The organism is Amycolatopsis sp. NPDC104775, from assembly GCF_055583325.1.
In genome coordinates this window covers 1-23,343 of the sequence record NZ_JBVJOE010000008.1, presented here as the reverse complement: position 1 = coordinate 23,343, position 23,343 = coordinate 1, and the positions used below count along the sequence as shown (strand labels likewise).

20 protein-coding genes and 2 tRNA genes are annotated in these 23,343 nt (G+C 66.7%); 15 read left to right on the top strand and 7 right to left on the bottom strand.

Features of this window, described 5'->3' with window-relative positions:
• Positions 1-18: 18 nt before the first annotated feature.
• The 8 genes from ACZ63D_RS30640 (at position 19) to ACZ63D_RS30605 (ending at position 7,926) form a co-directional block, all read left to right on the top strand.
• Positions 19-103: transfer RNA gene (locus ACZ63D_RS30640), tRNA-Ser, on the top strand.
• A gap of 432 nt (positions 104-535) precedes the next feature.
• On the top strand, positions 536-913 hold the full coding sequence (locus ACZ63D_RS30635) for a nuclear transport factor 2 family protein (RefSeq protein WP_465357843.1): 378 nt from the start codon (positions 536-538) through the stop codon (positions 911-913).
• Positions 914-1,284: 371 nt separating this feature from the next.
• Positions 1,285-1,545, top strand: coding sequence for a hypothetical protein (locus ACZ63D_RS30630; RefSeq protein ID WP_465357842.1), 261 nt, complete (start codon positions 1,285-1,287; stop codon positions 1,543-1,545).
• 5 nt (positions 1,546-1,550) lie between these two features.
• Positions 1,551-1,799 carry a hypothetical protein gene (locus tag ACZ63D_RS30625; RefSeq protein WP_465357841.1) on the top strand — a complete coding sequence of 83 codons (249 nt, stop codon included), beginning with the start codon at positions 1,551-1,553 and terminating at the stop codon, positions 1,797-1,799.
• Between the two features lie 7 nt (positions 1,800-1,806).
• Entirely contained in the window at positions 1,807-4,557 is a 2,751-nt protein-coding gene (locus ACZ63D_RS30620; protein WP_465357840.1) for an FtsK/SpoIIIE domain-containing protein, read from the top strand.
• On the top strand, positions 4,554-4,925 hold the full coding sequence (locus ACZ63D_RS30615; protein ID WP_465357839.1) for a hypothetical protein: 372 nt from the start codon (positions 4,554-4,556) through the stop codon (positions 4,923-4,925). Before ACZ63D_RS30620 ends, ACZ63D_RS30615 begins: the two co-directional genes overlap by 4 nt.
• A gap of 156 nt (positions 4,926-5,081) precedes the next feature.
• Positions 5,082-5,945, top strand: a complete 864-nt coding sequence (locus tag ACZ63D_RS30610) for a hypothetical protein (RefSeq protein ID WP_465357838.1) — start codon at positions 5,082-5,084, stop codon at positions 5,943-5,945.
• 781 nt (positions 5,946-6,726) lie between these two features.
• Positions 6,727-7,926 (top strand): DUF262 domain-containing protein, encoded by a 1,200-nt coding sequence (locus ACZ63D_RS30605; RefSeq protein ID WP_465357837.1) that lies wholly within the window; start codon positions 6,727-6,729, stop codon positions 7,924-7,926.
• Between the two features lie 53 nt (positions 7,927-7,979).
• Here the strand turns inward: ACZ63D_RS30605 and ACZ63D_RS30600 are convergent, their stop codons facing one another.
• Complete coding sequence (locus ACZ63D_RS30600; protein ID WP_465357836.1) at positions 7,980-10,481, bottom strand: endonuclease/exonuclease/phosphatase family protein; 2,502 nt, start codon at positions 10,479-10,481, stop codon at positions 7,980-7,982.
• A 125-nt stretch (positions 10,482-10,606) separates the two neighbouring features.
• Here ACZ63D_RS30600 and ACZ63D_RS30595 point away from each other — a divergent pair, with 125 nt between their 5' ends.
• On the top strand, positions 10,607-11,623 hold the full coding sequence (locus tag ACZ63D_RS30595; RefSeq protein WP_465357835.1) for a CapA family protein: 1,017 nt from the start codon (positions 10,607-10,609) through the stop codon (positions 11,621-11,623).
• A gap of 443 nt (positions 11,624-12,066) precedes the next feature.
• Here ACZ63D_RS30595 and ACZ63D_RS30590 read toward each other — a convergent pair whose 3' ends face one another.
• Positions 12,067-12,993 carry a TauD/TfdA dioxygenase family protein gene (locus tag ACZ63D_RS30590; protein WP_465357834.1) on the bottom strand — a complete coding sequence of 309 codons (927 nt, stop codon included), beginning with the start codon at positions 12,991-12,993 and terminating at the stop codon, positions 12,067-12,069.
• 336 nt (positions 12,994-13,329) lie between these two features.
• Between ACZ63D_RS30590 and ACZ63D_RS30585 the strand changes: the two genes are divergently transcribed.
• On the top strand, positions 13,330-13,623 hold the full coding sequence (locus tag ACZ63D_RS30585) for a hypothetical protein (protein ID WP_465357833.1): 294 nt from the start codon (positions 13,330-13,332) through the stop codon (positions 13,621-13,623).
• Positions 13,623-14,192, top strand: coding sequence for a hypothetical protein (locus tag ACZ63D_RS30580; RefSeq protein WP_465357832.1), 570 nt, complete (start codon positions 13,623-13,625; stop codon positions 14,190-14,192). The genes ACZ63D_RS30585 and ACZ63D_RS30580 overlap by 1 nt, the downstream gene beginning before the upstream one ends.
• On the opposite strand, the gene ACZ63D_RS30575 is transcribed toward ACZ63D_RS30580, so the two are convergent.
• The 4 genes from ACZ63D_RS30575 to ACZ63D_RS30560 all read right to left on the bottom strand — a co-directional run bounded on the left by ACZ63D_RS30575 (position 14,189) and on the right by ACZ63D_RS30560 (position 16,298).
• Positions 14,189-14,983, bottom strand: coding sequence for an SAM-dependent methyltransferase (locus tag ACZ63D_RS30575; protein ID WP_465357831.1), 795 nt, complete (start codon positions 14,981-14,983; stop codon positions 14,189-14,191). The genes ACZ63D_RS30580 and ACZ63D_RS30575 overlap by 4 nt on opposite strands.
• A gap of 238 nt (positions 14,984-15,221) precedes the next feature.
• A tRNA-Ser gene (locus ACZ63D_RS30570) sits at positions 15,222-15,308 on the bottom strand.
• A 43-nt stretch (positions 15,309-15,351) separates the two neighbouring features.
• The gene (locus ACZ63D_RS30565; protein WP_465357830.1) at positions 15,352-15,792 is read right to left on the bottom strand and encodes a nucleoside deaminase; all 441 of its coding nucleotides are present in this window, start codon (positions 15,790-15,792) and stop codon (positions 15,352-15,354) included.
• Between the two features lie 23 nt (positions 15,793-15,815).
• Positions 15,816-16,298 (bottom strand): tRNA adenosine deaminase-associated protein, encoded by a 483-nt coding sequence (locus ACZ63D_RS30560; RefSeq protein WP_465357829.1) that lies wholly within the window; start codon positions 16,296-16,298, stop codon positions 15,816-15,818.
• Between the two features lie 76 nt (positions 16,299-16,374).
• Between ACZ63D_RS30560 and ACZ63D_RS30555 the strand changes: the two genes are divergently transcribed.
• The 3 genes from ACZ63D_RS30555 to lysA all read left to right on the top strand — a co-directional run bounded on the left by ACZ63D_RS30555 (position 16,375) and on the right by lysA (position 20,156).
• A complete protein-coding gene (locus tag ACZ63D_RS30555) occupies positions 16,375-17,604 on the top strand; it encodes a M20 metallopeptidase family protein (RefSeq protein WP_465357828.1) in 1,230 nt (409 codons plus the stop codon).
• Between the two features lie 147 nt (positions 17,605-17,751).
• The gene (locus ACZ63D_RS30550; RefSeq protein WP_465357827.1) at positions 17,752-18,654 is read left to right on the top strand and encodes a dihydrodipicolinate synthase family protein; all 903 of its coding nucleotides are present in this window, start codon (positions 17,752-17,754) and stop codon (positions 18,652-18,654) included.
• A gap of 167 nt (positions 18,655-18,821) precedes the next feature.
• Positions 18,822-20,156: a diaminopimelate decarboxylase gene (gene lysA, locus ACZ63D_RS30545; protein WP_465357826.1), complete on the top strand. Its 1,335-nt coding sequence runs from the start codon at positions 18,822-18,824 to the stop codon at positions 20,154-20,156.
• On the opposite strand, the gene ACZ63D_RS30540 is transcribed toward lysA, so the two are convergent.
• Positions 20,153-21,679: an APC family permease gene (locus ACZ63D_RS30540; RefSeq protein ID WP_465357825.1), complete on the bottom strand. Its 1,527-nt coding sequence runs from the start codon at positions 21,677-21,679 to the stop codon at positions 20,153-20,155. The two genes, lysA and ACZ63D_RS30540, sit on opposite strands and share 4 nt — an antisense overlap.
• Before the next feature lie 191 nt (positions 21,680-21,870).
• Between ACZ63D_RS30540 and ACZ63D_RS30535 the strand changes: the two genes are divergently transcribed.
• Positions 21,871-22,368, top strand: coding sequence for an Lrp/AsnC family transcriptional regulator (locus ACZ63D_RS30535; RefSeq protein ID WP_465357824.1), 498 nt, complete (start codon positions 21,871-21,873; stop codon positions 22,366-22,368).
• Positions 22,369-23,343 lie beyond the last annotated feature (975 nt).

Here is a 23,343-nt window from a genome sequence, read left to right as displayed (position 1 = left end):
TCCGGTATTCTTCCCCACGGAGGATTGGCCGAGCGGCCTAAGGCGCACGCTTGGAAAGCGTGTTGGGTTCACGCCCTCGCAGGTTCGAATCCTGTATCCTCCGCCGCAGTAACCACGAAGGTCCCGTCCGCAGTGCGGACGGGACCTTCGTCGTTTCACCGAGTGCGCGATCAGCAAAGCCGCCGCGACTCGCGGTTTCCGTTCCGAAGGCCGCCTCGCGCAGCGCGTCTCCGTGCGGGAGTTTCGCCGCCGCCTCCAAGGTTTCCCGGAATCCGAGGGCATCGCCGAACGGTAGACCGCCGCGCCGATGCTGCCCAGCAGCGCGATTCCCCTCGCACCGAGGCACCGTCCGAGTTTCGACGCCTACCCGCGGCTCGGGAGCGCGATACGGGCGATGGCCGATCCGCGGGACCTCGACGAACTGTTCGCGTCCGGGCTTTCCGGTGTCCTAAACGGGATCGCGGCCAATTTGGCGCGCCAGAGAATCCCCTGACGGCGCACAATCCCACCCCTCGGACGCTGGCAGACTTCCTCCATGGACCACAGCACCGCTCGCGAATTCGCCGACCACTGGGCAAAAGCTTGGAACGCCCACGATCTCGACGCACTGCTGACCCACTTCGCCGACGACGTGATGTTCCGGTCCCCGGTAGCGATCCAGGTCATCGGCGGCGACGGCGTGATCCGCGGCAAGGAGGCGCTGCGCGCGTACTGGGCCGAGGGGCTGCGCCGGATTCCCGATCTCCGCTTCGAGGTGCTCGGCGTCTACGTCGGGCTGGACGCGCTCGTCATCAACTACCGCAACCAGAAGGGCGGGCTGGTCAACGAGGTCCTGGTCTTCGACGGCCCGCTCGTCGTCGAGGGCTATGGCACCTACCTCGGCGACGATCCGAATCCGGCCGGCGCGCGCTGACCCGGGGGTCCGCCCGTCGCTGTCCGCAACCGCGGCAGGGGCTGGGATCGGCCGAACGGTCCTACCCGCTAGGCTTCGCCGCAGACTTGATCGCCGCTGTCCGGAGAGGTTCGCCGGTGTCACGAATACCGTTTTGACCTAGGCGTTGGCCGTCGCGCGCAGCTCGAAAACCCGCAGGTCAGAGACCGAAAACGCGGGTCGCGGATCCCGCGTGCGCACCCGTGAAGCCAACGCCTGACAGGCCCCGGACTGCCGATCGCGTCCGGGGCTTTGTCGATTCTCCCGTTCCCACTTACTTACCGAAAACACTTGATCACGCTAAGTTTGTACGTGGTCGTTCCAGCCCCTGACGTACCGAGGAGTCCGCCCCCATGGCCGGAGTGGAAGAGATCCGCGCTGGTATCGCGCTCGCGAACGAGAAGGCGACCGCGAGCATCGCCGCGCTGCAGCAGGCAGCGCAGGCACTTGAAGAAGCACAGCTGTCGCTGTCCCAAGCCACCCAGGGCAGCAGCCAGCACGAGGTGAACCAGGCGCACAGCCTGCTCGCCGAGGCGCTGCAAGGGATCACCGGCATGCAGACCACGATCCAGGCCGGGATCTCGTCGGCTGATTCCTACTCGGCACGGCTTTAACGCCGATGTCGGGGCTCGCCGAAATCCACCAGTTGCTCACTTCCGCGCGAGCGGGAGTCGGCGACGGACGGGCGCACGCCGAGCGGGCGAGGATCCTGCTCGGCGACGCGCGGCGCGCACTCGTCGACGCGCAGGCCAAGGCAGATCCGTGGCTGCCGGGGCAATTCGCGCAGGCCGACGAGGCGCTCGAGCATCTCCTCACCCGTTTAGCCGCCGCCGACGATTTAGTGGGCGGATACCAGTCACGCCTGTAGGGATGAGATGGCCAGCAAGGCAGCCGAGCAACGCAACCGTGTGCAAACCGCCCTCGACCGGGTCCGGCACCAGATCGGGCTCGTGCTCGGGGCAGCGGCCGGCGCGCGCGAAATGGCCGAGGCCGAGGTGGCGCGGCTGGCCCTGGAACAGGAGATCGTCCGGGTCGGCATGGACCACGCCACGCCGGAGCAGCAGACGGAGTGGGCCCGGCATCCGGCGGCGCACGAGGTGTTCGCCGCGCTCGGCGGGACCCGCGCCGCCTTCTACACCGACTGGAGCGCCGGTCCCGGCGAGCTGCGCGACCTCGTCGCCGCGCACGCGCCGGGCCCGGCCGGACGGCCGCCGAGCGAATGGCTCGGGCGCGTCGGCACGAATCCCGGAGTCACCGCTCCCGGGCTGTGGCGGGTCGGTTCGGCCACCGCGGCCGGGCGGGACATCGCGCGCACGTTCGACGTCGCGGTGCCGTTGCTGGACGAATCGCACCTGGCCATCACGTCCGCGCCGAAAACGCGGCCGGTGGTGGACGGGATCGTGCAGGGCCTGCTGATGCGAGTGCTGTCGGCGTTCGAGCCCGGCGCGGTGAAAATCCACTTGTGGGACGTCGGGCAGCTCACCGCGATCCTGCCGGACCTGTACCCGCTCAGCCGAACGAGCGCGCTGTCGCTGTACGACCCGACGCGGCTGGAGGATCTGCTCGACGAACTCGCCGGGCACATCCGCCGGATCCACGCCACCGGCATGCAGGCTGGCCACACCTCGTTGCGGGAACTGAGAAAAGCCACCAACCAGCGCTTGGAGCCGTACCGGATCGCGGTGCTGTACGGCAACGGCGAAACCCTCGACGCGGAACGCGCGCGCGACCTCAAACGCGTGGCCAGCGGCGCGCTGGCGGCCGGGATCTGCCTGATCCTGGTGGACGTGCCCACCGCGGTGAGCGCGTCCATCGAAACCCTCAGCCTGCTCGACGAACGCCGCGCGGTCAGCAGCATGACCGGCACCGACCTGGTCGTGGACCTGGACCCGCCGATGCCGTCCGGGCAGGTTATCCGCGCGGCGAACCGCATCGCCGAAGCGCTGATCGCCAAACAGGGCGGTCCGCGTTCGTTCGCCGACCTGATGCCCGCTGAGATCGGGCAGGAGAGTTCCGCGCGGGAGCTGCGCGCGCCGATCGGGTTCCACGAGGGCGAAGCCGTCGAGGTGGTGATCGGCGACGCGAGCCCGCACGCGCTCATCGGCGGTCCGAGCGGTTCGGGGAAAACGAACTTCCTCTACGCGTTGCTGGGCAGCCTCGCCGCCCGCTACCCGCCGGACGAGCTGGCGCTGTACCTGCTGGACTTCAAGGAAGGCGTCTCGTTCGCCGGTCTCGCTCCCGGCCGCAAGGACTCCAGCTGGCTGCCGCACGCGAAACTGGTCGGCGTCAACGTCAACACCGACCGCGAATTCGGGTTGGCGCTGCTGCGCTTCCTCGCCGACGAATTGCGCCGCCGTTCCGCCGCGGCCAAGGAGCACGAGGTCACCAACCTGGCCGACCTGCGCGAGCAGGACCCGGGCGGCCACTGGCCGAGAATCGTCGCGGTGATCGACGAATTCCAGTACCTCTTCGCCGGACGCGACCAGGTGACCGCGCAAGCGACGCAACTGCTGGAAGACATCGCGCGCCGCGGCCGTTCGCAGGGCATTCACCTCGTCCTGGCCAGCCAAGACGTCGCGGGCATCGAAGCTTTCTGGGGCAAGCCCGCGGTCTTCGAGCAGTGCACCCTGCGGATCGCGATGCCCAAGGCGCGCCGAGTACTCGCCGAGACGAACAACGCGGCCGTTTCCGCCCCCAAGTGGCACGCGGTGATCAACCACGATTCCGGTGTCGCGCACGGCAACCAGCTCGCGCACGTGCCGGACGCGAGCACTCGCAACGTTTTCGTGAACCTGCAGCAGAAACTGTGGGAACTCTACGCTGGCCGGTTCGCCCGGCCCCGCTTGTTCGACGGCGCGCATTCGCCGGTGCTGGAACAGTTCCCGGCGTTCATGGAACTCAAGCCGAGCCCCCAGCCGCGCGCGATCGTCGGCCAGTCGATCGATGTCACCGAGGCCGCCTGCGGCGTCGAACTGCCCCGGGTGCCCGGCCGTAACGTCGCCGTGCTCGGCGGGGCGACCGCGGAGGCTTTGTCCATTATGGACTCCGCGGCTCGCTCGCTTGCCAAGCAGCTCAAGGAAGGCGAGGTCGAGTTCCTGCTCCACTGTCCGATCGAAGCGAGCTCGTCGGCCGTCCTGGATCTCAAGGACCGGCTAGTCGCCGAGGGACATCTCGCCACGCTGACGGACAATCTTTCGACGGAACTGGAGTCCATCGCCGAATCACTCGCCACGACGATGCCCCGCATTCTGATGCTGTACGGCGTCGACGCCGCGCTGCCGTCGCTGGAAGCCAAAGCCGTCGGACAGCTGAAAAGCGGCCTAGACCATCTGCGCACGCTGCTGAAAAACGGCCCTTCGCACGGCGTGCACACCATCGGCTGGTGGCGCAGCGTCGCACGACTCAAGGACACTCTCGGCTTCGGCGGCACGGACGACATCGGCACCTGGGCCGCACTGGACGTCCAGGGCAACGACCTGTCGCCGTTCGCCGCGGGCCAGGTCGTGCACTGGTCACCGCGCCCGGGCCGGGCCTTGTTCTTCGACCGCACCACGCACGGGGCACCGGAAGTCATCATCCCGTTCCAGCGCCCAGAAACCGAGCCGACCGCGGGAGGCACGCCGTGACTGAGGGAGCCACCAGCCCCGCCATGCGCTACAAGGAAATCGTCGGCCTGGCCCGGGGTTCGGCGGACAGCCTGCGCGCGTGGGAACTGGCCCGGGCAGACGAAATCGAACGCCAACTGGCTGACGCGCACGCGGCGGTCGCTGCCGCGCAGGATCGCGAGGAGAAGACCCGGGAGCGCGCCAACCGGTGGTGGAAAATGGCACTGCACAATGTGTCGCGGCTGAGTTTTGTGGAGATTCTGGACGATCCGCAGCCGGTGAGCACGGCTCGGCCGCAGTATTTGGATCGGTATTTGGAAGAGGTCAAGCCGAGTTATCAGGAACTGGTCCAGGCGGTGCTGGGGCTGGGGTGGCGGGCGAAACGCTGATGAGTCGCAGGTCCACCTAGACGAGTGAAAATAGACCTTCACAACAACGGGACGAGCGCAGTCGCAACCGTCGCCAGGGCTCTCACCTGCGGTTATAACTCTCCGTATTGATCCACCAGCCGTTCCTTCGTCCTAACGCTCGGGCATACTTCAGCTGTGACGCAAGAGACAGAAGGGGCCCCAGGAGGGGGCTCACGGCAGCGAGCCGAAATTATCCAGGTCACGCCCGCCATGGCCCAGGCCTGGCTGGACGACAGGCCCACCAACCGGACCATTTCCCCCAAACGCGTGAAGCGCTACGCGGGATTGATAGAGCAGAACCGTTTTCTTCTCAACGGAGAAACGGTGAAGTTTGACGAGGAAGGCGGTCTCATCGACGGCCAGCATAGGCTGGCTGCGATTGCCCTCTCCGGCATGACAATCGAGACCTATGTCGCACGTAACGTGCCACGCCAGGCCATAGCCACGATCGACACTGGGCGCAACAGGTCACTAGGTGACCAATTGCGAGTCGCGTATTTGCACCCGAACAGTGGGCCACTAAGCATGATCATGCGCCTCATTTTCGAGTGGAATGAAAATGGCTGGATCTCCCATCAAGCCCTGCGGCAAATCGACGCAGACGAAGCCAATGCTTACCTCCAAGAAAATCCCGACGTTATTGCCCTGCCAGATCTAGTCAGAACCTTTGATTCAACACTGATCAATGCAGTAATGGCTCGCAATCATTTCTCTTTTCTTTTATGGCTTTTTACTCGAGTTGATCGGGAAGATGCGCTGCGCTACATGAGTTGCCTCATCAACGGCGTGGCAGACTATCCGAAAGATGCTTCGCTACTACTGCGAAACCAACTCCTTCGGATGCGCAGCGACAAGTACCGGCGCGTAAAACGCAATATCGTGATCGGCTTGGTCATCCAAAACTGGAACAAGTGGCGGACCAAGCAAGAAATTAAGCTAGTTCGCGTTCCTCCAGCAAACCAGCCCTGGGATGCAAACACCTTTCCGAAGCCACACTGAGTCAGGTGCGGACTGTCCCGAGGAAACCACAACGCGGACAGTCCGCCGCATTCGGTTACCCTTATTGAGGATGTGCCATGCAAGCTGACAAAGGAATAGGTGTACTTGCATCCGATTCAGCAGGGCAGTCATCGATTTCCTCCCTGAAAACGAAACTCGACCGCACGCTCCGTCAGCACCCTGCCAACGCCGAGGAAGTGCAGACTGCCATAGAAACACTTCTGCCAGAAGTATTCGTCAACCACCATCTCCTGGACCGAGTTCCGTGGCTTTTCTCCGATCGGACCGGATATATAGAATGGAAGGTGGCATTAGCAGACGACCTCGACGTCGATCCACTTAATATCATTCTCGTCGGCAGCTCAGCATTGGGGTACAGCCTCTCTCCGCAGAAGAATCTCTCTGCGTTTCACGACGACTCGGACATTGATGTAGCGGTCATCAGTACGCACCATTTTGACACCGCATGGCGAGAACTGAGGGCACTCGGGCCAGCAGACCGACTCCATCCAAGCATACCAGTTTCTGAGTATCTGAGACGGCATCGTGAAAGCTTGATCTTCGACGGAGCCATAGCGACGGACAAAGTACTGCAATTTATTTCTTTCGGGCACACTTGGACCACTGGTCTTGCGCACGCATCGAACCGACACCCCGTTAACGGTAGGGAAGTTAGCTGTCGGATATACCGAGATATCGATTCATTGCGAACCTATCACGTCAACAACACGAGACGCCTCAGGGAACATTTCGCCAGCGCTCGAATTTCAGGGAACGAATCATGACAGATTACTATTTCAATCAATCTCCACAACGTTTCCTTGAAGTAGCCCATCACACCGTTTCCTGGTTCTGGCAGCGCCTCAATAGCAATGAGCTCGACATGCGCCCTCCATTTCAAAGAAATCTAGTATGGCGAGAGCAGCAAAAAGCTTACCTTATCGATTCCATAATTCGCGGCTTTCCCGTTCCGGAGATCTATCTTCAAACCAACGTGAATAGCAACGGCGAGGAAACTCACGTCGTCGTCGACGGCCAGCAGCGAATCCGTTCCTGCCTTGAGTTTATCTCCAATAAATTTCCACTCGGGGAAGAATCTGAACATCTAAACGGATTCAGATTCGATCAGCTTTCCGCTGAGCATCGGCAGCGGATATTCGAGTACAAGTTCGTGGTTAGAGCGTTGCCTGACCTGGCCAACGAAAAAATCAGGGAAATATTCGGCAGGATCAACCGAAATAACATTGCCCTCAACCGGCAAGAGCTACGTCATGCCACCTACTGGGGCGACTTCATTACCTGCATGGAAGAGCTCAGCAAGAAGGAGTTCTGGGTAAACTCGGGATTATTCAGCAGCAATGATATCCGTCGCATGAATGACGTAGAATTTGTTAGCGAGCTGACAATCGGCACGCTTTTCGGCCCCCAGAATAAGAAGACAGCTCTGGACGGGTACTACGCATCCTTTGAAGAGGAGTTTCCAGACCGAACCCTGATAGAAAGTATCTTCTCCACAGTATTAGGCGAGCTAGAACACCTCCTCACCTGGCCAGGAAAGATGCGATGGCATCGGAAGGTGGACTTTTACTCGCTTTTCTTAGCACTCGCCGGCAGGAGGGAAGAACTACCGTTCGACCGAGACGAGCGCGCATTGGTATCCACTCGATTGCGGGACTTTTCCGACACAGTCAATGGGCTGGTTTCGCTGGGCGACTTGAACCTGTCACGAACGTCGGAAATAGATCAGAGCGCAGTAGCTTACGCGCGAAGCGTTCGAAATTCCAGCGACTTGGGAAGCCGTCGAACAAGAATGATCGCGATCGACGCATACTTACGCGGAACAAAAATGTCCTTCGAACCTTCACCTCAGCGAGGACGGGACCCCCTGCGTTCGCTGCCAACAACTGAGCTGTTGTTGTCCTCAGCAGACATCCCAGAGACACCATCAATTCGTGCCGCACCTGGCGCGGAGTTGAACTAGAAATAGCGAGGGGTTTCCCCAGATTTCCGAGGAAACCCCTCGCAGCACATCAACTACGCAGTCCGGTGCAACAACCGGTCGAACTGATCCAGCACGTCATTCGCGAAGTCCGCGAACGGATTCCCCGCCGAAGGCCGGAATCGCACCACCTGTGGGTCATGGTCGCTAGCCTGGTCGGCGAACTCGGCATTGACATGCACCACGTCATAATCCACCCCACGCGGGGCGGCCGACGCCAGAATGTGGTCCAGCACCTGCGACTGACCCTCATACACGTAGCTGTACCGCTCAGCCGGCGGCAGCGTCGTGATCAGGTCCTTCACCAACCCGCCCGAAGTCAGCTTCGCCAGCGCGGGCGAGAACTGGTAATCGTTCAAGTCACCAGCGACCACCAGGTTAGCCCGCGGGTCCGCGTTGAGCAGCTGCGCCACAAACCCCTGCAGGACAGTCGCCTGCTTCTGCCGCTGCACCTCGGAGCTGCGCGTCGGCGGCTGGTAACGCCCATGCGTCGGCTGGTCGCCGCCCTTTGAGTTGAAGTGGTTCGCGAGCACGAACACCGTCCGGCCGCGGAACACGAACTCTCCGGCCAGCGGCTTGCGGCTGTCCTCCCACGCCTCGTTGCCTGGGTCGACCCGGCCCGGCGACTGCGTCAGATGTGCCTTGCCATGGTCGGAAACCACGCCCACCGAAGATGTCGGGCTACCACCCGGACGATCCACAAAGGACACCCGAGCAGGGTTGAACAGGAAGCCGACCCGGATGTTCCCGCCCGGCTGTCCGCCGTCCTCGTCGTTCACCGGGTTGATCTGCCGCCACTGGTACTGCGGGCCACCCGCGGCGACGATCGCGTCGGTGAACTTCTTCAATGTCGCGTCGGCGTCAATAGTGCCGTCGTCGGTAGCACCGCTGTTGTCCTGAATTTCTTCCAGCGTAACAATGTCCGGCGTCGCGAGGTTGTCGACGATGCCGTGCGCGAGCTGGGCGTACTTAGTGTCCGAATCGGACGGTGCGAGGTTCTCGACGTTGTACGTCGCCACCGAAAGCTCGCCCGGACGCTGCTTGCGCGTGGTTTCCCGCTGCAGCTTGTTGTCCTTGGCCGCACCCAGCTTCGACGCGAGCAGCGTGTACCCGCCGAAGTTGCTGTACTCCACCGGACCCGAGGTGACGCCGGTAAGAACGTCGCCAGTGTTCACCTTCGGAGCCGCCTGCTGCGAGGACGGGATGATCGACTGAACCTTCAACACACCAGTGTTGATCTTGTCGTACCCAAGGTAAACCGTGCCGCCGCGCGGAGTCGGGTTCTGCTGCGGCTTCGTGGTCACGTACAGCTCGCCGTACTTGTTGCTCGGGCCGACGACGCGCGCGTCGGAAATCTGCACGATCTCGCTTTCGTGCGATTCCCAGAAGTCCAGCGCGTACTTCGACGGCTCAAGCGGCAGCGGCTCGATGTTGCCGCCCGCGTTGGGGGCCAGCACATCCGGCACCTGGTCCGGCGTCAGCACGGTCGGGGCGGGCAGCGGATTGCCCGAGGAGTCGACCGTCCACTGTGCACTGGTCAGTTCGGTCAGCGACTGATAGTTCGAGGTCGCGGGCGCGTCCGGGTAGTACTCCTTGACCTTGCCCTGCGCGGTGACCGCGTCGCCGACCGCCACCGCCGGGGTGGTCGATCCGGTGAACACGAACAGGCCTTCGCTGGTGCGCGGGTCGCTGTCCGGGTGCGGGTCGGTCATCCAGAACCCGCGCGCCGAGCCGAAGCTCCGCACCGCGGTGACGATGCCGGTGACGTCCTCGACCTGCTTGTCCTTGAACGGCGAAATCCGCGTCGTGCCCTGGATGTCGTGGATCTTCGCCGGAACACCCGGCTCGCCGGGCTGGGTGCCGGTGGTCTCGCCCTTGGTGTTGGTGGGCGTCGGGTCGCCGACGGCGAAGTCCGCGCTGTTGTTGTCGGTGTCGGCGAGCGTCGCCGCACGCGCCACCGAAGTCGTGTTGGACGGCGCCGCGGCCGGTTCCCCTTCGCGGACAACAGCGTCGCCGAAGCCGACCAGATCCTTGACCCGGCTGTCCGCCGCGCAGTCGGCGGCGGTCTTGCAGGTCAGCGGCGCACTGTCGGACACGAGCGCGACGGTGCCGGCGGTCGCGGACATCGCGATGCTTCCAGTCGCGTCCGGCGTCGGCAGCGCGACCGTGCCACCGTTGCCCTTCCCCTCCGCGACGAGGTAGCGGCCCTTCGGCGCGACCGACCCGGTAAGCGGCGTGACCTGCCATTTGCTCGACGCGCTCGCCGAAGCGGGCAGGTACTGGACGCTGTAACCGTCGAGCGCGACCGGCGCGCCACCGTGGTTGGCCAGCTCGATGAAGTCGTTGGTCAGCGTCGCGCCGGAATTGCCGCCGCCGCCGTAGACCTCGGCGATCAGGGCGTCCGCGCTCGGCGTCGCCGAAGCCGGAGCGGCCAGTCCGCCAAGCGCGAGAGCAGCGGCGGAGACGGCAACCGCGCCTCTGGTCAGTCTTGCCCCACCGGCGCTGCGGCCCCCGGCGGGACGACGGGATATGGTCACCCTGAGTCCCCTCTGCATGTCAACGGTCGAGGCATCGTCCCCCGAACAAGCGAAGCGGAGGAAGACGAAAGGGCAACGATTCGTAACGAGCTGGAGGGATTTCCTCCTTTGGACGGGTTGACGCAATGATCACGCTCGTACTCGGCGGAGACGTCAACCTGCAGGGCCGCGCGAACCCGGAAACCGCGTTCGACCCGTTGACCTCGCTGCTCACCGGTGCTGATGTGCGGTTCGTGAATCTCGAAGGACCGCTGTCCGGCTCGACCGGCATGGACATCCCGCACAAGCCGAACTGGCGGCACTCGCCGCCGGAGATGGTCGCCGCGCTGACCGCCGCCGAGATCGACGTGGTGTCGGTGGCCAACAACGTCACCTACCCGCCCGCCGCGGCGATGGCGAGCCTCGCCGTGCTGGACCGCGCCGGGATCGCGCATTGCGGCGCGGGCGCGAACCTCGCCGAAGCACACGCGCCGGCGATCCTCGAACGCCCTGGCGGCCGGATCGCGTTCCTCGCCTACACCTCGCTGTGCTGGCCCGTCGGGCAGGAAGCGACGGAAGACTCGCCGGGTGTCGCGGTGGCCGGCGCTTACACCTCGTACCAACCGGATCCCCGCGTCCTGGACGTCCCCGGCAGGCCGCCGATCGTGCACACCACGCCGATCCGCCGCGACCTGGAACTGCTGGTCGCCGACGTCCGCCGGGCCCACGCCGAGGCCGACCACGTCGTGGTGTCGATGCACTGGGGCCTTCCCGGCGACGAGCTGACCGAATACCAGGTGACCTACGCGCGCGCGATCATCGACGCCGGTGCCGACCTGGTCGTCGGCCACGGACCGCACACCGTGCAACCGGTCGAGGTCTACCGGGGCCGCCCGATCCTCTACAGCCTGGGCAACCTCGTCTTCGACTGGCCGGCCATGCGCGACCGGCACCGCGACGGCCTCCTCGCCGGCTGCGTCGTCGGCGAGGAGATGCGGGTCGAATTAGTGCCAATCCGCCGCGACGAAGACAACGAGTGCGTACCGTTGACAGGGGCGGACGCCGACGAAGCGCTGCGGCGGTTTGTCGAGCTGTCCGCGCGGCGCGGCACCACCGTGACGGTCAGTGATGGCTTCGCGACCGTTGAAGGACTTCGCGGCTAGTCCGCCGATCTTGCCGTCACCCGGACGGCGCATCTGCCTTAAATGCAGCTCAAGCCCGGGGTCGACTGGTACCGGCCGGGAGTACCTTACCGATGAGCACGAAAACTGTGGCACAGACCACTTTCGAGCTCACGGGTAGCACCCCGCGGGGGAGGCGACACGGTCACGTGGGGGTTGACCGTCGTCGAGTGCGCGGGTGCCACCACCCGGGAAAACAGCCGCGGGCGCGGGACTTTCCGCTTCGCCCGCGACCGCGGCTCCACGGATCTGCCCCGGGGAAGCCTCGCGAGTGGCGAGGCGCCGCCTTGACCGCGCGGGGGAGCGCGGAAGGGGAGGAAGGCGGGCTGCCTCGCCACTCGTGAGCACTACCTGCTGAACATCCGGGCTCCCCGAGAGAACTGACCCGGGGCGCGGTCGCCGAGAGAGCTCCGGAATCCCGATGCTCAGTACGGCCGGTCCCCGACGATCGCCACCCGCTCGGCGATCCGGACGTGCGGGTGATAGTCGTTCACCGCGTAGTGCTGGGTCGCCCGGTTGTCCCAGAACGCCACCGAATCCGGTTCCCAGCGGAACCGCACCTGGAACTCCGGCGTGTGCGCCTGGAGGAACAAATACCGCAGCAGCCGGTCGCTTTCGGCGCGGTCGAGGCCGACGATGTGCGTGGTGAACGCCTGGTTCACGAACAACGTCCGCCGTCCGGTCTCCGGATGGGTCCGCACCACCGGGTGTTCGACCGGCGGGTACGCGTCCTGCCATTGAACCAGCAGGTCCGGATCGGTGAACCGGTCGAAACCGGGGACGAAATCGTGCACCGCGGTGAGGCCGTCGATCCGCTCGCGGACGTCGGCGGGCAGGTTGTCGTAGGCGGCGGCCATGTCGGCCCACATCGTGTCGCCGCCGACCGGCGGGACCTCGACCAGCCGCAGCACCGAGCCGAGCGCCGGATTCGGCCGCCAGGTGACGTCGGTGTGCCAGATGTTCTCGTACCCGGGCATCCCGGCGGTGCGGGTGAACCGCACGACCTCGTCGGAATCGCCCCGCGGGATGAACGGGTTGGTTTCCAGCTCACCCCAGTTCGCGGCGAACTCACGCTGCTGCCGCGAGGTGATGTGCTGGTCGCGGAAGAACAGCACCTTCCACTCCAGGAGCGCGCGGTTCAGCTCCGCGCGCAGCCGCGGCGGCACCGGCGCGCCGAGGTCCACTCCGGAGATTTCCGCGCCAATCACCCGTCCGAGGGGACGCAGGGTGAAAAGCTCGTAGGGACGTTCTTCAACGCCGTCCGGGAGGCGGCGCAGGACGCGCGGGCCTTCGAGGATTCCGTCGTCCGGCGTGCTGGCCGAGCGCAGGCGGGCAGGCAGGTCTACCGACATGGGGGTACTCCCGAAGAAGAGGTGAATTCGGCTGTGGCAACGGAAAAGACAGCGGGAAATCGCCTACGCGGGAGGGGAGCCGAGACGACCGCGACGCCTCAGGAGGGCGGCGACGCCCTCACCGTCCGTCCGCGCCGGGGCACGGCCGGCCTGCGGCACTCCCCGGTTCTCTGGCATGACTCCAATTCATGCCAGACGGGGATCGGCTGGTCAAGGATCCCCACGATGTGGAATCGTCGCACGCCCGGCCGAGTGACCCGGCGAACCTCGATGGGGTTAGATCTCTGCAGAGGGTGGCGGGCCGCGGTTCGCGCTCTCCCGGAAGCGGAGGTCCCGATGGCAGGTTCGACGAGCGAGCGGCTCAACGCCGCCGCGGACGCGCTCGATCGAGCGGCTGCCGACGCGGACCGCGCGGCGGGCCGGTTCGCCGAAGCCCGTCTCGAATCGACGCCGTGGGGTATTTCCGCGCCAGCGCGGGAAATCGCGGCCCGGTGGGAGGCCGCGCTCGCCGCGCGGGACGTCGACGCGCGCATCCTCGGCGACGCGACGTCCGATCTCGCCGGTCAGCTGCGGATGGCCGCCCGCGGCCACCAGCACCGCCCGACGATCGCGACGGCGCTGCTGAGTTGATGCCGTTCCTCCACCCGGCGCTGGACAACGCGGCCGCCGGGCTTGCTTCATTGAGTGCCGCGGCCGCCGCGATCGGCGCACCGGATCCGATCGCCGCGTTGCGCCAGATCGACTGTTCCCCGCAGACGATCCGCGAATCCGCGCGCACGCTCTCCAGCGGCCGCGACGTTTTGGTGATGGCCCGGCTGGAGTTCGAACGCGGGGCGCACAGCGCGGAACGCAAATGGGGCGGCGAACCGGCCGCGCGTTTCCGGGGCAGCGCGGACGAACTGGACGCGCACTACCGGCAGGCCGCCGAAGCCGCCGCACGCACCGCGTCGGTCGGCCTGGACCTGGCGGATTTGCTTGACCGGCTGGCAGATCAGACCGCGGCGCGGGTCATGCTGATCGCGGAAGGCGTGTCCCCGGCGGCCGTCGCGCTGCTGGGCGGCGACCGCTCCGGGGAGCCAGCGGTGCGCGAGGCGTGCGGAACGATCGCGGAAGCGGTCGCTCGCGGCGTCGCGACCATAGGAGAGGCAACGACTTTCCTCGACGCTTTCGGAACCCCGGTGCTGCAGGAAGAGGATTAGCGAGTCGCGGTCACGAATCCACCACGCGTGTTGTCGAGCGGCTCGCGTCCGTACCGGACGGAAAGTTCCGCGACTGTAACGGTTTCCGGCCGCCAGCCGTGCGCCGTGAGCCACTCCGGAGCGTCCCGGCCGAGACCGCCACGCCAAAGGGTGGTGACTTCGGCACGAGATTCGCGTGCCAGCTCCAGCAACCCGTCCTGCTCGCCGTCCGGCCGATGCTCGAACGAAACCCGGCTACCCGGCGCGGACAGCTCGGTTACGACCGTGAGCAGCCGCTCCGCCTCTTCCCGGCTGAGGTAGACGAGCAACCCCTCAGCGAGCCACACCGTCGGCCGCTCCGGGTCGAATCCCGCCTCTTTCAGCGCGGCACCCCAGTCCTCCCGCAAATCCGCCGCTACCGCCACACGCTCGCACCGCGGCCGCGCCCCTTGCTCGGCCAGCACCGATTCCTTGAACGCAAGCACGTCCGGCAGATCAATCTCGAACACCCGCGCCCCGTCCGGCCAGTCGAGCCGAAACGCCCGCGCGTCGAGCCCAGCCGCGAGCAGCACCGTCTGCGCCCCACCGGCAACGAAGTCGTCGAAAAACCGGGTGCGCACCGCCACCTGCTGCGCGAACACCATCCCGAGCCGACGATCCCTCTCACGCCCCTCGAAGATCGCCCGCCCAGCATGAAAGAACGCCCCCGCGTACGGATCCTCGAACAATCGATCCGGCCGCCCGCTCTCCAACGCCCGAAGCCCAGCAACCCCCACCGCAGTCTTACCCACCGGCGGCAACTCGTCCCTCATAAACCCAAACTACTGCGCCCAGCGACCCCCTTCGAGCCGACCAAACACAGCAAACCGCCCGTAACCCCACGAGATTCACCCAAGAACTTCCCGCCACCCACCACGCCCAGGCGACCCACTGCCTCGGGGGTCCGGGGGGGCGAAGCCCCTCCGGGCGGGCCTGGGGGTTGCACCCCCAGAAACACGGCGGGCGAGCCACGTCGACGCTTTCCGTCGACATAGCTCGCCCACTCGCACGCGGTGGCGGTGGGATTTGAACCCACGGACGGGATTAACCGTCACACGATTTCGAGTCGTGCTCCTTCGGCCGCTCGGACACGCCACCGCCGAGAACAATACCGGACCGTCTTCGCGGCTTGCGGCGGGGTCTACTCGACCCCGAGCCGACGGTCGGCGAAGTACGTCTCGAGCAGCGCGGCGCACTCGGTTTCGAGCACCCCGCCGTGGACTTCCGGCCGGTGGTTGAGGCGGCGGTCGCGCACGACGTCCCACAGCGACGACACCGCGCCCGTCTTGGGCTCCCAGGCCCCGAACACCAGCCGCTCGACGCGGGCGAGCACGAGCGCGCCAGCGCACATCGTGCACGGCTCCAGGGTGACCGCGAGCGTGCAGCCTTCGAGCCGCCAGCCGTCGCCGAACTCCCGGGCCGCCGCGCGCAGGGCGAGGATCTCCGCGTGCGCGGTGGGGTCGGCCATTTCGACACGCGCGTTGCGGGCCGCGGCCAGCGGGTGCCCGTCGGGGTCGAAGACGACCGCGCCGATGGGCACGTCGGCACCGGGAGCGCGGGCCGCTTCCAGCGCGGCCCGCACGGCCTCGGTGTCGTCCGGGCGTCTCAGAGCTGGTCCAGCAGTTTCGAGAACTCGGCCTCGAAGCCGCACCGCTGGGCGATCATCTGGAGCTGTTCGTCCGGGTAGAGGTCGACCTCGCCGACGATCACCTCCAGTTCGCCGCCGGGCAGGCCGAGGTCGGCCAGTATTTCGAGATCGCCCTCAGGCCAGACCGCGTCGTCGTCCTCGTCGGGAGGGTCGACGCGCAGCACGTCGAGGACGTCGGCCGCGATGTCGTAGTCGAGCGCCGCCGCGGCGTCCGACAGCAGCAGCGACGGTCCCCTCGGGCTCGGCCGGACGATCACGAAAAACTCGTCGTCGACGGCCAGCAGGCCGAACGCCGCTCCGGTCGACCGGAGCTTGCCCAGCTCGGTGATCGCCGCATCCAGTTCTGAGAGCGCCGAGGAATCGAGCGCACTGCACCGCCACCGACCGTCTTCACGGACCACAGCTATCGCGAAGCCCGTGACCGGCTCTTGCACCGCCATGCGCACACCGTATTCCGCCTCGCTGGCGAACGCACGCACGGTGCGCCCGAAGCGTGCGAGGTGCCACTATCGAGCCATGAGCGGACCCACCGACCTCCCCACCTTGCCCGGCAATCGCCACGCCGGGCTGCTCGACGCCGCCCGGCAGCTGCAGGACCGCACTGTCGAGCTTCGCCGCGCTGTGCACCGGCACCCTGAACAGGGCTTGCAGCTGCCGCGCACCCAGGCGGCGATCCGCGCCGCGCTGGCCGACCTGCCGATCGAACTCACCGACGGCCGCTCCACGACGTCGCTCACCGGCGTGCTGCGCGGGGCCCGTCCCGGACCGGCCGTGCTGCTGCGCGCCGACATGGACGCGTTGCCGCTGACCGAGGACACCGGCCTGGAGTTCTCGTCCGAGATCGACGGTTCGATGCACGCCTGCGGACACGACACGCACGTCGCGATGCTCGCCTCCGCGGCGCGGCTGCTGGCGGCGCGCGTCGACGACCTGGCTGGCTCGGTGGTGTTCATGTTCCAGCCGGGCGAAGAGGGCCTCCACGGCGCGCGGCACATGATCCACGAGGGAGTGCTGGACGCGGCGGGCACGCGCGTCACGCGAGCGTTCGGCATCCACACGATCGCCAACAGCCCGAGCGGCGTCCTGCAGGTGCGCGGTGGGCCGATGATGGCGTCGGCCGACACGTTCAGCGTCGAGGTCACCGGCCGCGGCGGGCACGGTTCGGCCCCGCAGGACGCCATCGACCCGGTCCCGGCCGCGGCGGCGATGGTCGGCGCGCTGCAGACGATGGTCACGCGCCGGATCAGCGTCTTCGACCCGGCGGTGGTCTCGGTGACCCGCATCCAGGCGGGAACGACGACGAACATCATCCCCGAGACCGCGGTGCTCGAGGGGACCATTCGCACGCTGTCGGAGTCGACGCGTTCGTTCGTCCGCGAGGAATTGCCGAAGGTCTGCGAGGCGGTCGGAGCGGCACACGGCTGTCGCGTGTCGGCTGGAGTCGACCCGGGCTACCCGACGACGGTCAACGACCCAGCGGTGGCGGCCGAGGTGTTGTCGCTGGGAGCCGAGGTGCTGGGGGCGGACAACGTCGAGGAGCTGACCACGCCGATCATGGGCGCGGAGGACTTCTCGTATGTGCTGCAACGAGTTCCGGGCGCGTTCGCGTTCATCGGAGCGCGCGAGCCGGGAGCGGATCCGGCGACTACCGAGGACAACCACTCGAACCGGGTGAAGTTCCACGAACCGGCGATGGCCGCCGGGGTGGCGATGTACGCGGCGTTCGCGCTGGACGCCCTGCGCTGAGTTCCGGCACGCCCTGGTGCAGGGCGTGCCGACTCACTCGGCGCCCTTGATTTAGGACGCCTATCCCAAAGATCAGGACGCTTGTCCTGGTCAGTCTCGTGTTACCCTCCGATCGTTGAGACATCATATATCAGATCGGATCTGCTCGTGGCGTTCGAGAAACAGCGACAGCGGCTCGCCGGCGTGGTGGCGATCCCCGTGACCCCCTTCACCGCGGCCGGAGACGTGGACGCCGAGACGTACGAGCGGCTCGTCGAACGGCTCGTGCTGAGCGGCGTCGAGGTCGTGACGCCGAACGGCAACACCGGCGAGTTCTACGCGCTCGACGAGCAAGAAACGCGGCAATGTCTCGAACTCGCCGCGAAGGCCGCGCGCGAGGCGAGCGTCCTCGCTGGCGTCGGCCATGACGTGCGTACAGCCGTGAAGGCCGCGAAGCACGCGCGCGCTTCTGGCGCGGACATGGTGATGATCCATCAGCCCGTGCACCCGTACGTATCGCGCGCGGGCTGGATCGACTACCACCGCGCTATCGCGAACGAAGTGCCCGAACTCGGGGTTGTCCTGTACGTGCGCAACCCCGCCATCGAGGGTTCAGACCTGGCACAGCTGGCCGACGCCGCACCGAACGTGCTCGGCGTGAAGTACGCGGTGCCGGACCCGGTGCGCTTCCGCACCGTCGCGCGCGACGCGGGGTACGAGCGCTTCGTATGGATCGCCGGTCTCGCCGAACTGTCCGCCCCTGGGTACTTCGCGGTCGGCGCGACGGGCTTCACCTCCGGTCTGGTGAACGTCGCGCCGCAGATCTCGCTCGACCTGTTCCGTCACCTGCGCAACCACGATTTCGCCGGAGCGATGGAGATTTGGGACCGCATCCGCCCGTTCGAGGAGATGCGCGCCGCGCAGGGCAACGCCAACAACGTCAGCGTGGTCAAGGACGCGCTCTCGCAACTCGGCCTGTGCCGCCCGGACGTGCGGCCGCCGAGCAGGCTGCTGACCGCCGCCGAACGGGACCAGCTGTTCGGAATCCTGTCCACGTGGGGGCTTTCCTAACCCGTCAGCGCAGCTCAACCAGGGTGTGGCGGACGTTACTCGCGCGTTAAGGACGCGTCAGCACGACCGCCAGGGCCGTCAGGGGCCCGTTTCCGGGACGTTCCGATCGGATGTCGGCGCAGTGTGCTGACGAGGTTCGCCGCGATCGACATCGACCGGAGGTAACCGTGACGCTCAGCGAGCTGCTCCCGAGTCTCGGCTGCGAGGCCGCCGACCATCTAGAACCGGGACTCTGGCCGCAAGGCACGAAGCTCGGCGAAGGCGGTGAGCTGCTCTTCGCCGGCGCGCCGGTCAGCCACCTGGCCGCGCGCTTCGGTACGCCTGCCTATCTCATCGACGAGGAACAGGTGCGCGAAACGGCCGGCGCGTACCGCCGTGCGCTGCCGGAGGCCGACGTCGCCTTCGCAAGCAAGGCGCTCTGCACGCGAGCAGTGTTGCGTTGGGTCGCCGAAGAAGGACTGTCGCTCGACACGTGCTCGGCCGGAGAAATCGCCGTCGCGCGCGCTGTCGGTTTTCCCGCGGAGCGCATTCTGTTGCACGGCAACGCGAAGACGCTGGAAGATCTGAAAGCCGCGCTGCAGTACGGCGTCGGCCGCATCGTCCTCGACTCTCTCGACGAAATCGAGCAACTCGGCGCTCTCGCGCACGGGGCGCAACGGGTCCTCATCCGCGTCACGCCCGGCGTCAACGGCGACACGCACGCGGCAATCACAACAGGCACCGAAGGACAGAAGTTCGGCTTCTCGCTGCGCCCTGACGTACGCGACAACGTCGACCGCGCTGTCGCGGCAGTGCTTTCGCAGCCGAGCCTGCAATTAACCGGTCTCCACTGCCACATCGGCTCGCAAGTGTCCCGTGTGGACCGTTACGAAGAAGCCGCGCGACGGATGGTCGAAGTGCTCGTCCACATCCGCGACCACTACGGAATCACGTTGCGCGACTTGGATCTCGGCGGCGGGCACGCGATACCGTACGCCGAGCGCGAAGCATCCTTCGACCTCGACGGGTACGCACGACGACTCCGTGTCGCGCTTGGCTACGAATGCTCGTCGCATGACTTCCCCTTGCCACGCCTGACTATCGAGCCTGGCCGAGCGATCGTCGGCCCGGCAGGGATCACCGTTTACCGCGTGTGCGCGGTGAAGCGAGGCGCGCGCACTTTTGTCGCTGTCGACGGCGGCATGAGTGACAACCCGCGCCCCGCCCTGTACGGCGCGCGTTACACCGCGCGTCTCGTCGGCCGTCGCACGAAAGCCGCGCGTACGCCGATGACGGTTGTCGGACGGCACTGCGAGTCCGGCGACATCCTTGCGGATGTGTCTCTACCCGGCGACATTCACGTCGGCGACTTGCTGGCCGTACCGTGCACCGGCGCGTACCACCACTCGCTGGCGTCGAACTACAACCTCGTCGGCCGCCCGCCGTTGGTCGGCGTCCGCGACGGTCACGCGACGCTCCTCGTACGCCGCGAGACCGAAGAGGACCTGCTTCGCCGCTGCTAACTTTCGATGGTCTGACCGTCGCGGGCAACGGCGCCGCGCGTCAGACGTCGCCCGGCGAAGAAGTCACGGCAGGCGCGTTGCACGGCGAACATCAACGGGAAGCCGACGAGGATCGCCACGACACCAATCACCGCGACGCCGCCTATGCCGAACACAGTGGTCTCTCCGGCGTCAGGCTTCGCGTACGCGATCGCCGCGAGCACCAGGACGGCCAAGAAGAACACGCCGCCCACGAAGGGCAGTACGCCGCGAAGCAGGAAGTTGCGCACGCTCGACAACAGTGTCCGGCGAAAAACCCACACGCACGCAAGCGCCGTCACCGTGAACTCGATCGCGATCGTGAGCCCGACGGCGTCGACCGAATCCGTGAGCACGTTCCGGCTCCACAACGCGAGCAGGACGTACAAGGCGAGCGACACCAACCCAAACGTCCAGGTGGTCACCGACGGCGTCTGGTACTTCGGATGCACCCGGCCGAACACCTTGGGCAGCGCGCCGTGGCTGGCCATCGACAACGTCGTGCGCGCGGCGGGCATGATCGTCGCCTGGCTGGTGGCCGCGCCGCTGGTCAGCACCGACACGATCAGCAGCACCCCCATGACCTTGCCGAACCCGGACGTTCCGAACACCGCGCCGCCCAGCCCGGCGAGCACGTCCTCGGCGTTCGCCTCGTTGGCCAACCCGATGCCGTGCTCGCCGACGCCCGCGAAGGCCAGCGCGGCGACGGTCACCAGCAGGTAGTTGAGCACCAGCAGCACAGTGGACAGGATCGCCGCCCGGCCCGGCGCGTGCCGCGGGTCAGCCGATTCCTCGTTCACCGAAAGCGAACTCTCCCAGCCCCAGTAGATGAAAACCGCGAGCAGCACCGCCGACACCGCCGCCCCGACGCTGACCCCGCTCGGCCACAGCCAGTCCCACCGCGGCGTGGTCGCCTGCGGCCCCGCCGTGCCGCCGTAGACGCGCGCGAGCGCTACGACGGAAAAGATCGCCAATACGGCGAGTTCGATGCCGAGGAGAATCCACTGCGCCCGTGCGGACACCTCGATGCCGCGGTAGCACAGCCAGCACAGCGCGAGCAGCCACGCGCCTCCGATCGCAGTCGTCACCGCGCGGTTGTCGGCCAGGTCGTCTAGACCAAACAGCAGCAGCGTGTACCGGCCGGTCAGCGCGGACTGGCTGCTCATCACGAGCAGCTGCTCCACCAGGACGACCCACCCGGTCATCCAGCCGACCCGGCTGCCGAACGCGCGGGTCGCCCAGGTGAAGTTGGTGCCGCAATCCGGTTCGGCCGCGTTGAGCTCCCGGAAGGCGAAGGCGACGAACAGCACCGGTACGAACGACAGCAGCACGAACGCGGCGGCCTTGAACCCCGTCCCGGCGAGCACGATGAACCCGAGCGTCGCGGCGATCGAATAGGCCGGAGCCGTCGACGACATCCCGATCACCGTCGAAGACACCATGCCGAGCGCGTTCGAACGGAGCCCTTTGGCCGGCACCACGGGCGCGGCGACGGCTTCGGTCATTGGAATATTCCTCCTCGGGATAGGCGGTCCGCGACCGTACCCGGTGTTTGCCCGCACCAGAACGGCGGCGTGCGCGAACGCACATGTCCGCCATCTGGAGAAGAAAACGGGAAAGGGTCTCCTGCTCTCGCGCTCCTGCCGATACGCTGCGCGTCTGACGAATCACATGCCGAAACACAGGGAGGGACGGCATGGGTGACGAAAACCGTACGAAAATCGAGGAACCGCGTGCTCCGAGAGCGCTAGACGGGACCGACCGGACGCTCATCACGCTGTTACAGGAAGACGGCAGGGCGTCGTTCACCGCACTGGCCAAGGCGGTGGGTCTTTCGGAGGGCGCGGTGCGGCAGCGAGTACAACGGCTGCTGCGAGAGGAAATGGTGCAGATAGTCGCCGTGACCTCGCCGGAACACGTCGACCTGACCCGAAGGGCCATGGTCGGCATCACGGTGGACGGAGACGCCCGCGAAGTGGCCCAGCAACTGGCCAAGGTCGCCGACGTACACCAGGTAGCACTCTGCTCAGGCCGCTTCGACCTGCTGACAGAACTGCTGTGCCGCGACGACGACCACCTGCTGTCCGTACTCGGCGACGAGGTACGGCCCATCGCGGGCGTCGTCTCGACGGAGCTGTTCGTGTACCTGAAGCTCGCGAAACAGGACTATTCGTGGGGAAGGCTCACCGACTGACCCACGGGTGAGGTCCGCGGCTGGATGGCTGACCAGCGTGCTCCGGACTGGGTTCTCGGTGGGGTTCCCGGTCTGAGGTGCTGGCCAGGCTTTCGGCGCGGCCGAGACGGGCCGGTCGCTGGGCTGGGCCGTTGAGCTGGGCTTGCGGTCCTGGATCTGGGGTCTGGGTCTAGGGCTGACGTGCCTGGCTTGGGTCCTCGGACAACGCCCTGGGCACTGGGCCCTGGGCGCGGTACCCGGGCCAACGCGGCCGGTCCGGATCGGGCCGGTACTCCGGCTGCGTCGGCCTGGCTCGGGCTGGTCTTTGGGCTGGTTCGGGCTGGTCCTTGGGCTGGATCGGGCTGGACACGGGCTGTTTCGCGAGCTGACCCCCGAGCTGGGCCGGGCTAGGCACGGGCTGTTTTGCAAGCTGGCCTCCGGGCTGGGCCGGACTAGGCGCAGGCTGTTTTGAGCTGGTCTCTGGGCTAGATCAGGCTAGGCACGGGCTGTTTCGCAAGCTGATCACTGGGCTGGATCGAGCTGTTTCGCGAGCTGGTTCCGGGGCTGGATCGGGCTGGGCACGGGCAGTTTTGAGCTGGTCTCTGGGCTAGGTCAGGCTGGGCACGGGCTGTTTCGCAAGCTGGTCTCCGGGCTGGGTCGGGCTGGTTTCCGGGCTGGCCACGGGCAGTTTCGAGCTGGCCTCCGGGCTGGACCAGCTGGCCTGGGCTGGGTCGGCTGGTCCCGGGTTGAGTCGAGCTGGCCTCCGGGCTGGTTCGACTGGTTCGCGGTCTGGACCACTGGTTCCGCAGCCATGCCCCTCGGCCCGCCGCTCCCGGCAGGTCCCTGGATCGGCTGGTCCGCGGGCAGAACCGGCCGGTTCCCCGGACTACGGCTCCCGGCCCGGGGGGGGGGGGGGGGGGGGGGGGGGGGGGGGGGGGGGGGGGGGGGGGGGGGGGGGGGGGGGGGGGGGGGGGGGGGGGGGGGGGGGGGGGGGGG

Excerpts from the sequence above, each read along its gene's own strand:
- ACZ63D_RS30620 (WP_465357840.1), top strand. The coding sequence starts at position 1,807 with ATGGCCAGCAAGGCAGCCGAGCAACGCAACCGTGTGCAAACCGCCCTC.
- ACZ63D_RS30605 (WP_465357837.1), top strand. The coding sequence starts at position 6,727 with ATGACAGATTACTATTTCAATCAATCTCCACAACGTTTCCTTGAAGTA.
- ACZ63D_RS30535 (WP_465357824.1), top strand. The coding sequence starts at position 21,871 with ATGGGTGACGAAAACCGTACGAAAATCGAGGAACCGCGTGCTCCGAGA.
- ACZ63D_RS30540 (WP_465357825.1), bottom strand. The coding sequence starts at position 21,679 with ATGACCGAAGCCGTCGCCGCGCCCGTGGTGCCGGCCAAAGGGCTCCGT.
- ACZ63D_RS30630 (WP_465357842.1), top strand. The coding sequence starts at position 1,285 with ATGGCCGGAGTGGAAGAGATCCGCGCTGGTATCGCGCTCGCGAACGAG.
- ACZ63D_RS30625 (WP_465357841.1), top strand. The coding sequence starts at position 1,551 with ATGTCGGGGCTCGCCGAAATCCACCAGTTGCTCACTTCCGCGCGAGCG.
- ACZ63D_RS30595 (WP_465357835.1), top strand. The coding sequence starts at position 10,607 with ATGATCACGCTCGTACTCGGCGGAGACGTCAACCTGCAGGGCCGCGCG.
- ACZ63D_RS30585 (WP_465357833.1), top strand. The coding sequence starts at position 13,330 with ATGGCAGGTTCGACGAGCGAGCGGCTCAACGCCGCCGCGGACGCGCTC.
- ACZ63D_RS30590 (WP_465357834.1), bottom strand. The coding sequence starts at position 12,993 with ATGTCGGTAGACCTGCCTGCCCGCCTGCGCTCGGCCAGCACGCCGGAC.
- ACZ63D_RS30560 (WP_465357829.1), bottom strand. The coding sequence starts at position 16,298 with ATGGCGGTGCAAGAGCCGGTCACGGGCTTCGCGATAGCTGTGGTCCGT.
- ACZ63D_RS30575 (WP_465357831.1), bottom strand. The coding sequence starts at position 14,983 with ATGAGGGACGAGTTGCCGCCGGTGGGTAAGACTGCGGTGGGGGTTGCT.
- ACZ63D_RS30555 (WP_465357828.1), top strand. The coding sequence starts at position 16,375 with ATGAGCGGACCCACCGACCTCCCCACCTTGCCCGGCAATCGCCACGCC.
- ACZ63D_RS30635 (WP_465357843.1), top strand. The coding sequence starts at position 536 with ATGGACCACAGCACCGCTCGCGAATTCGCCGACCACTGGGCAAAAGCT.
- ACZ63D_RS30580 (WP_465357832.1), top strand. The coding sequence starts at position 13,623 with ATGCCGTTCCTCCACCCGGCGCTGGACAACGCGGCCGCCGGGCTTGCT.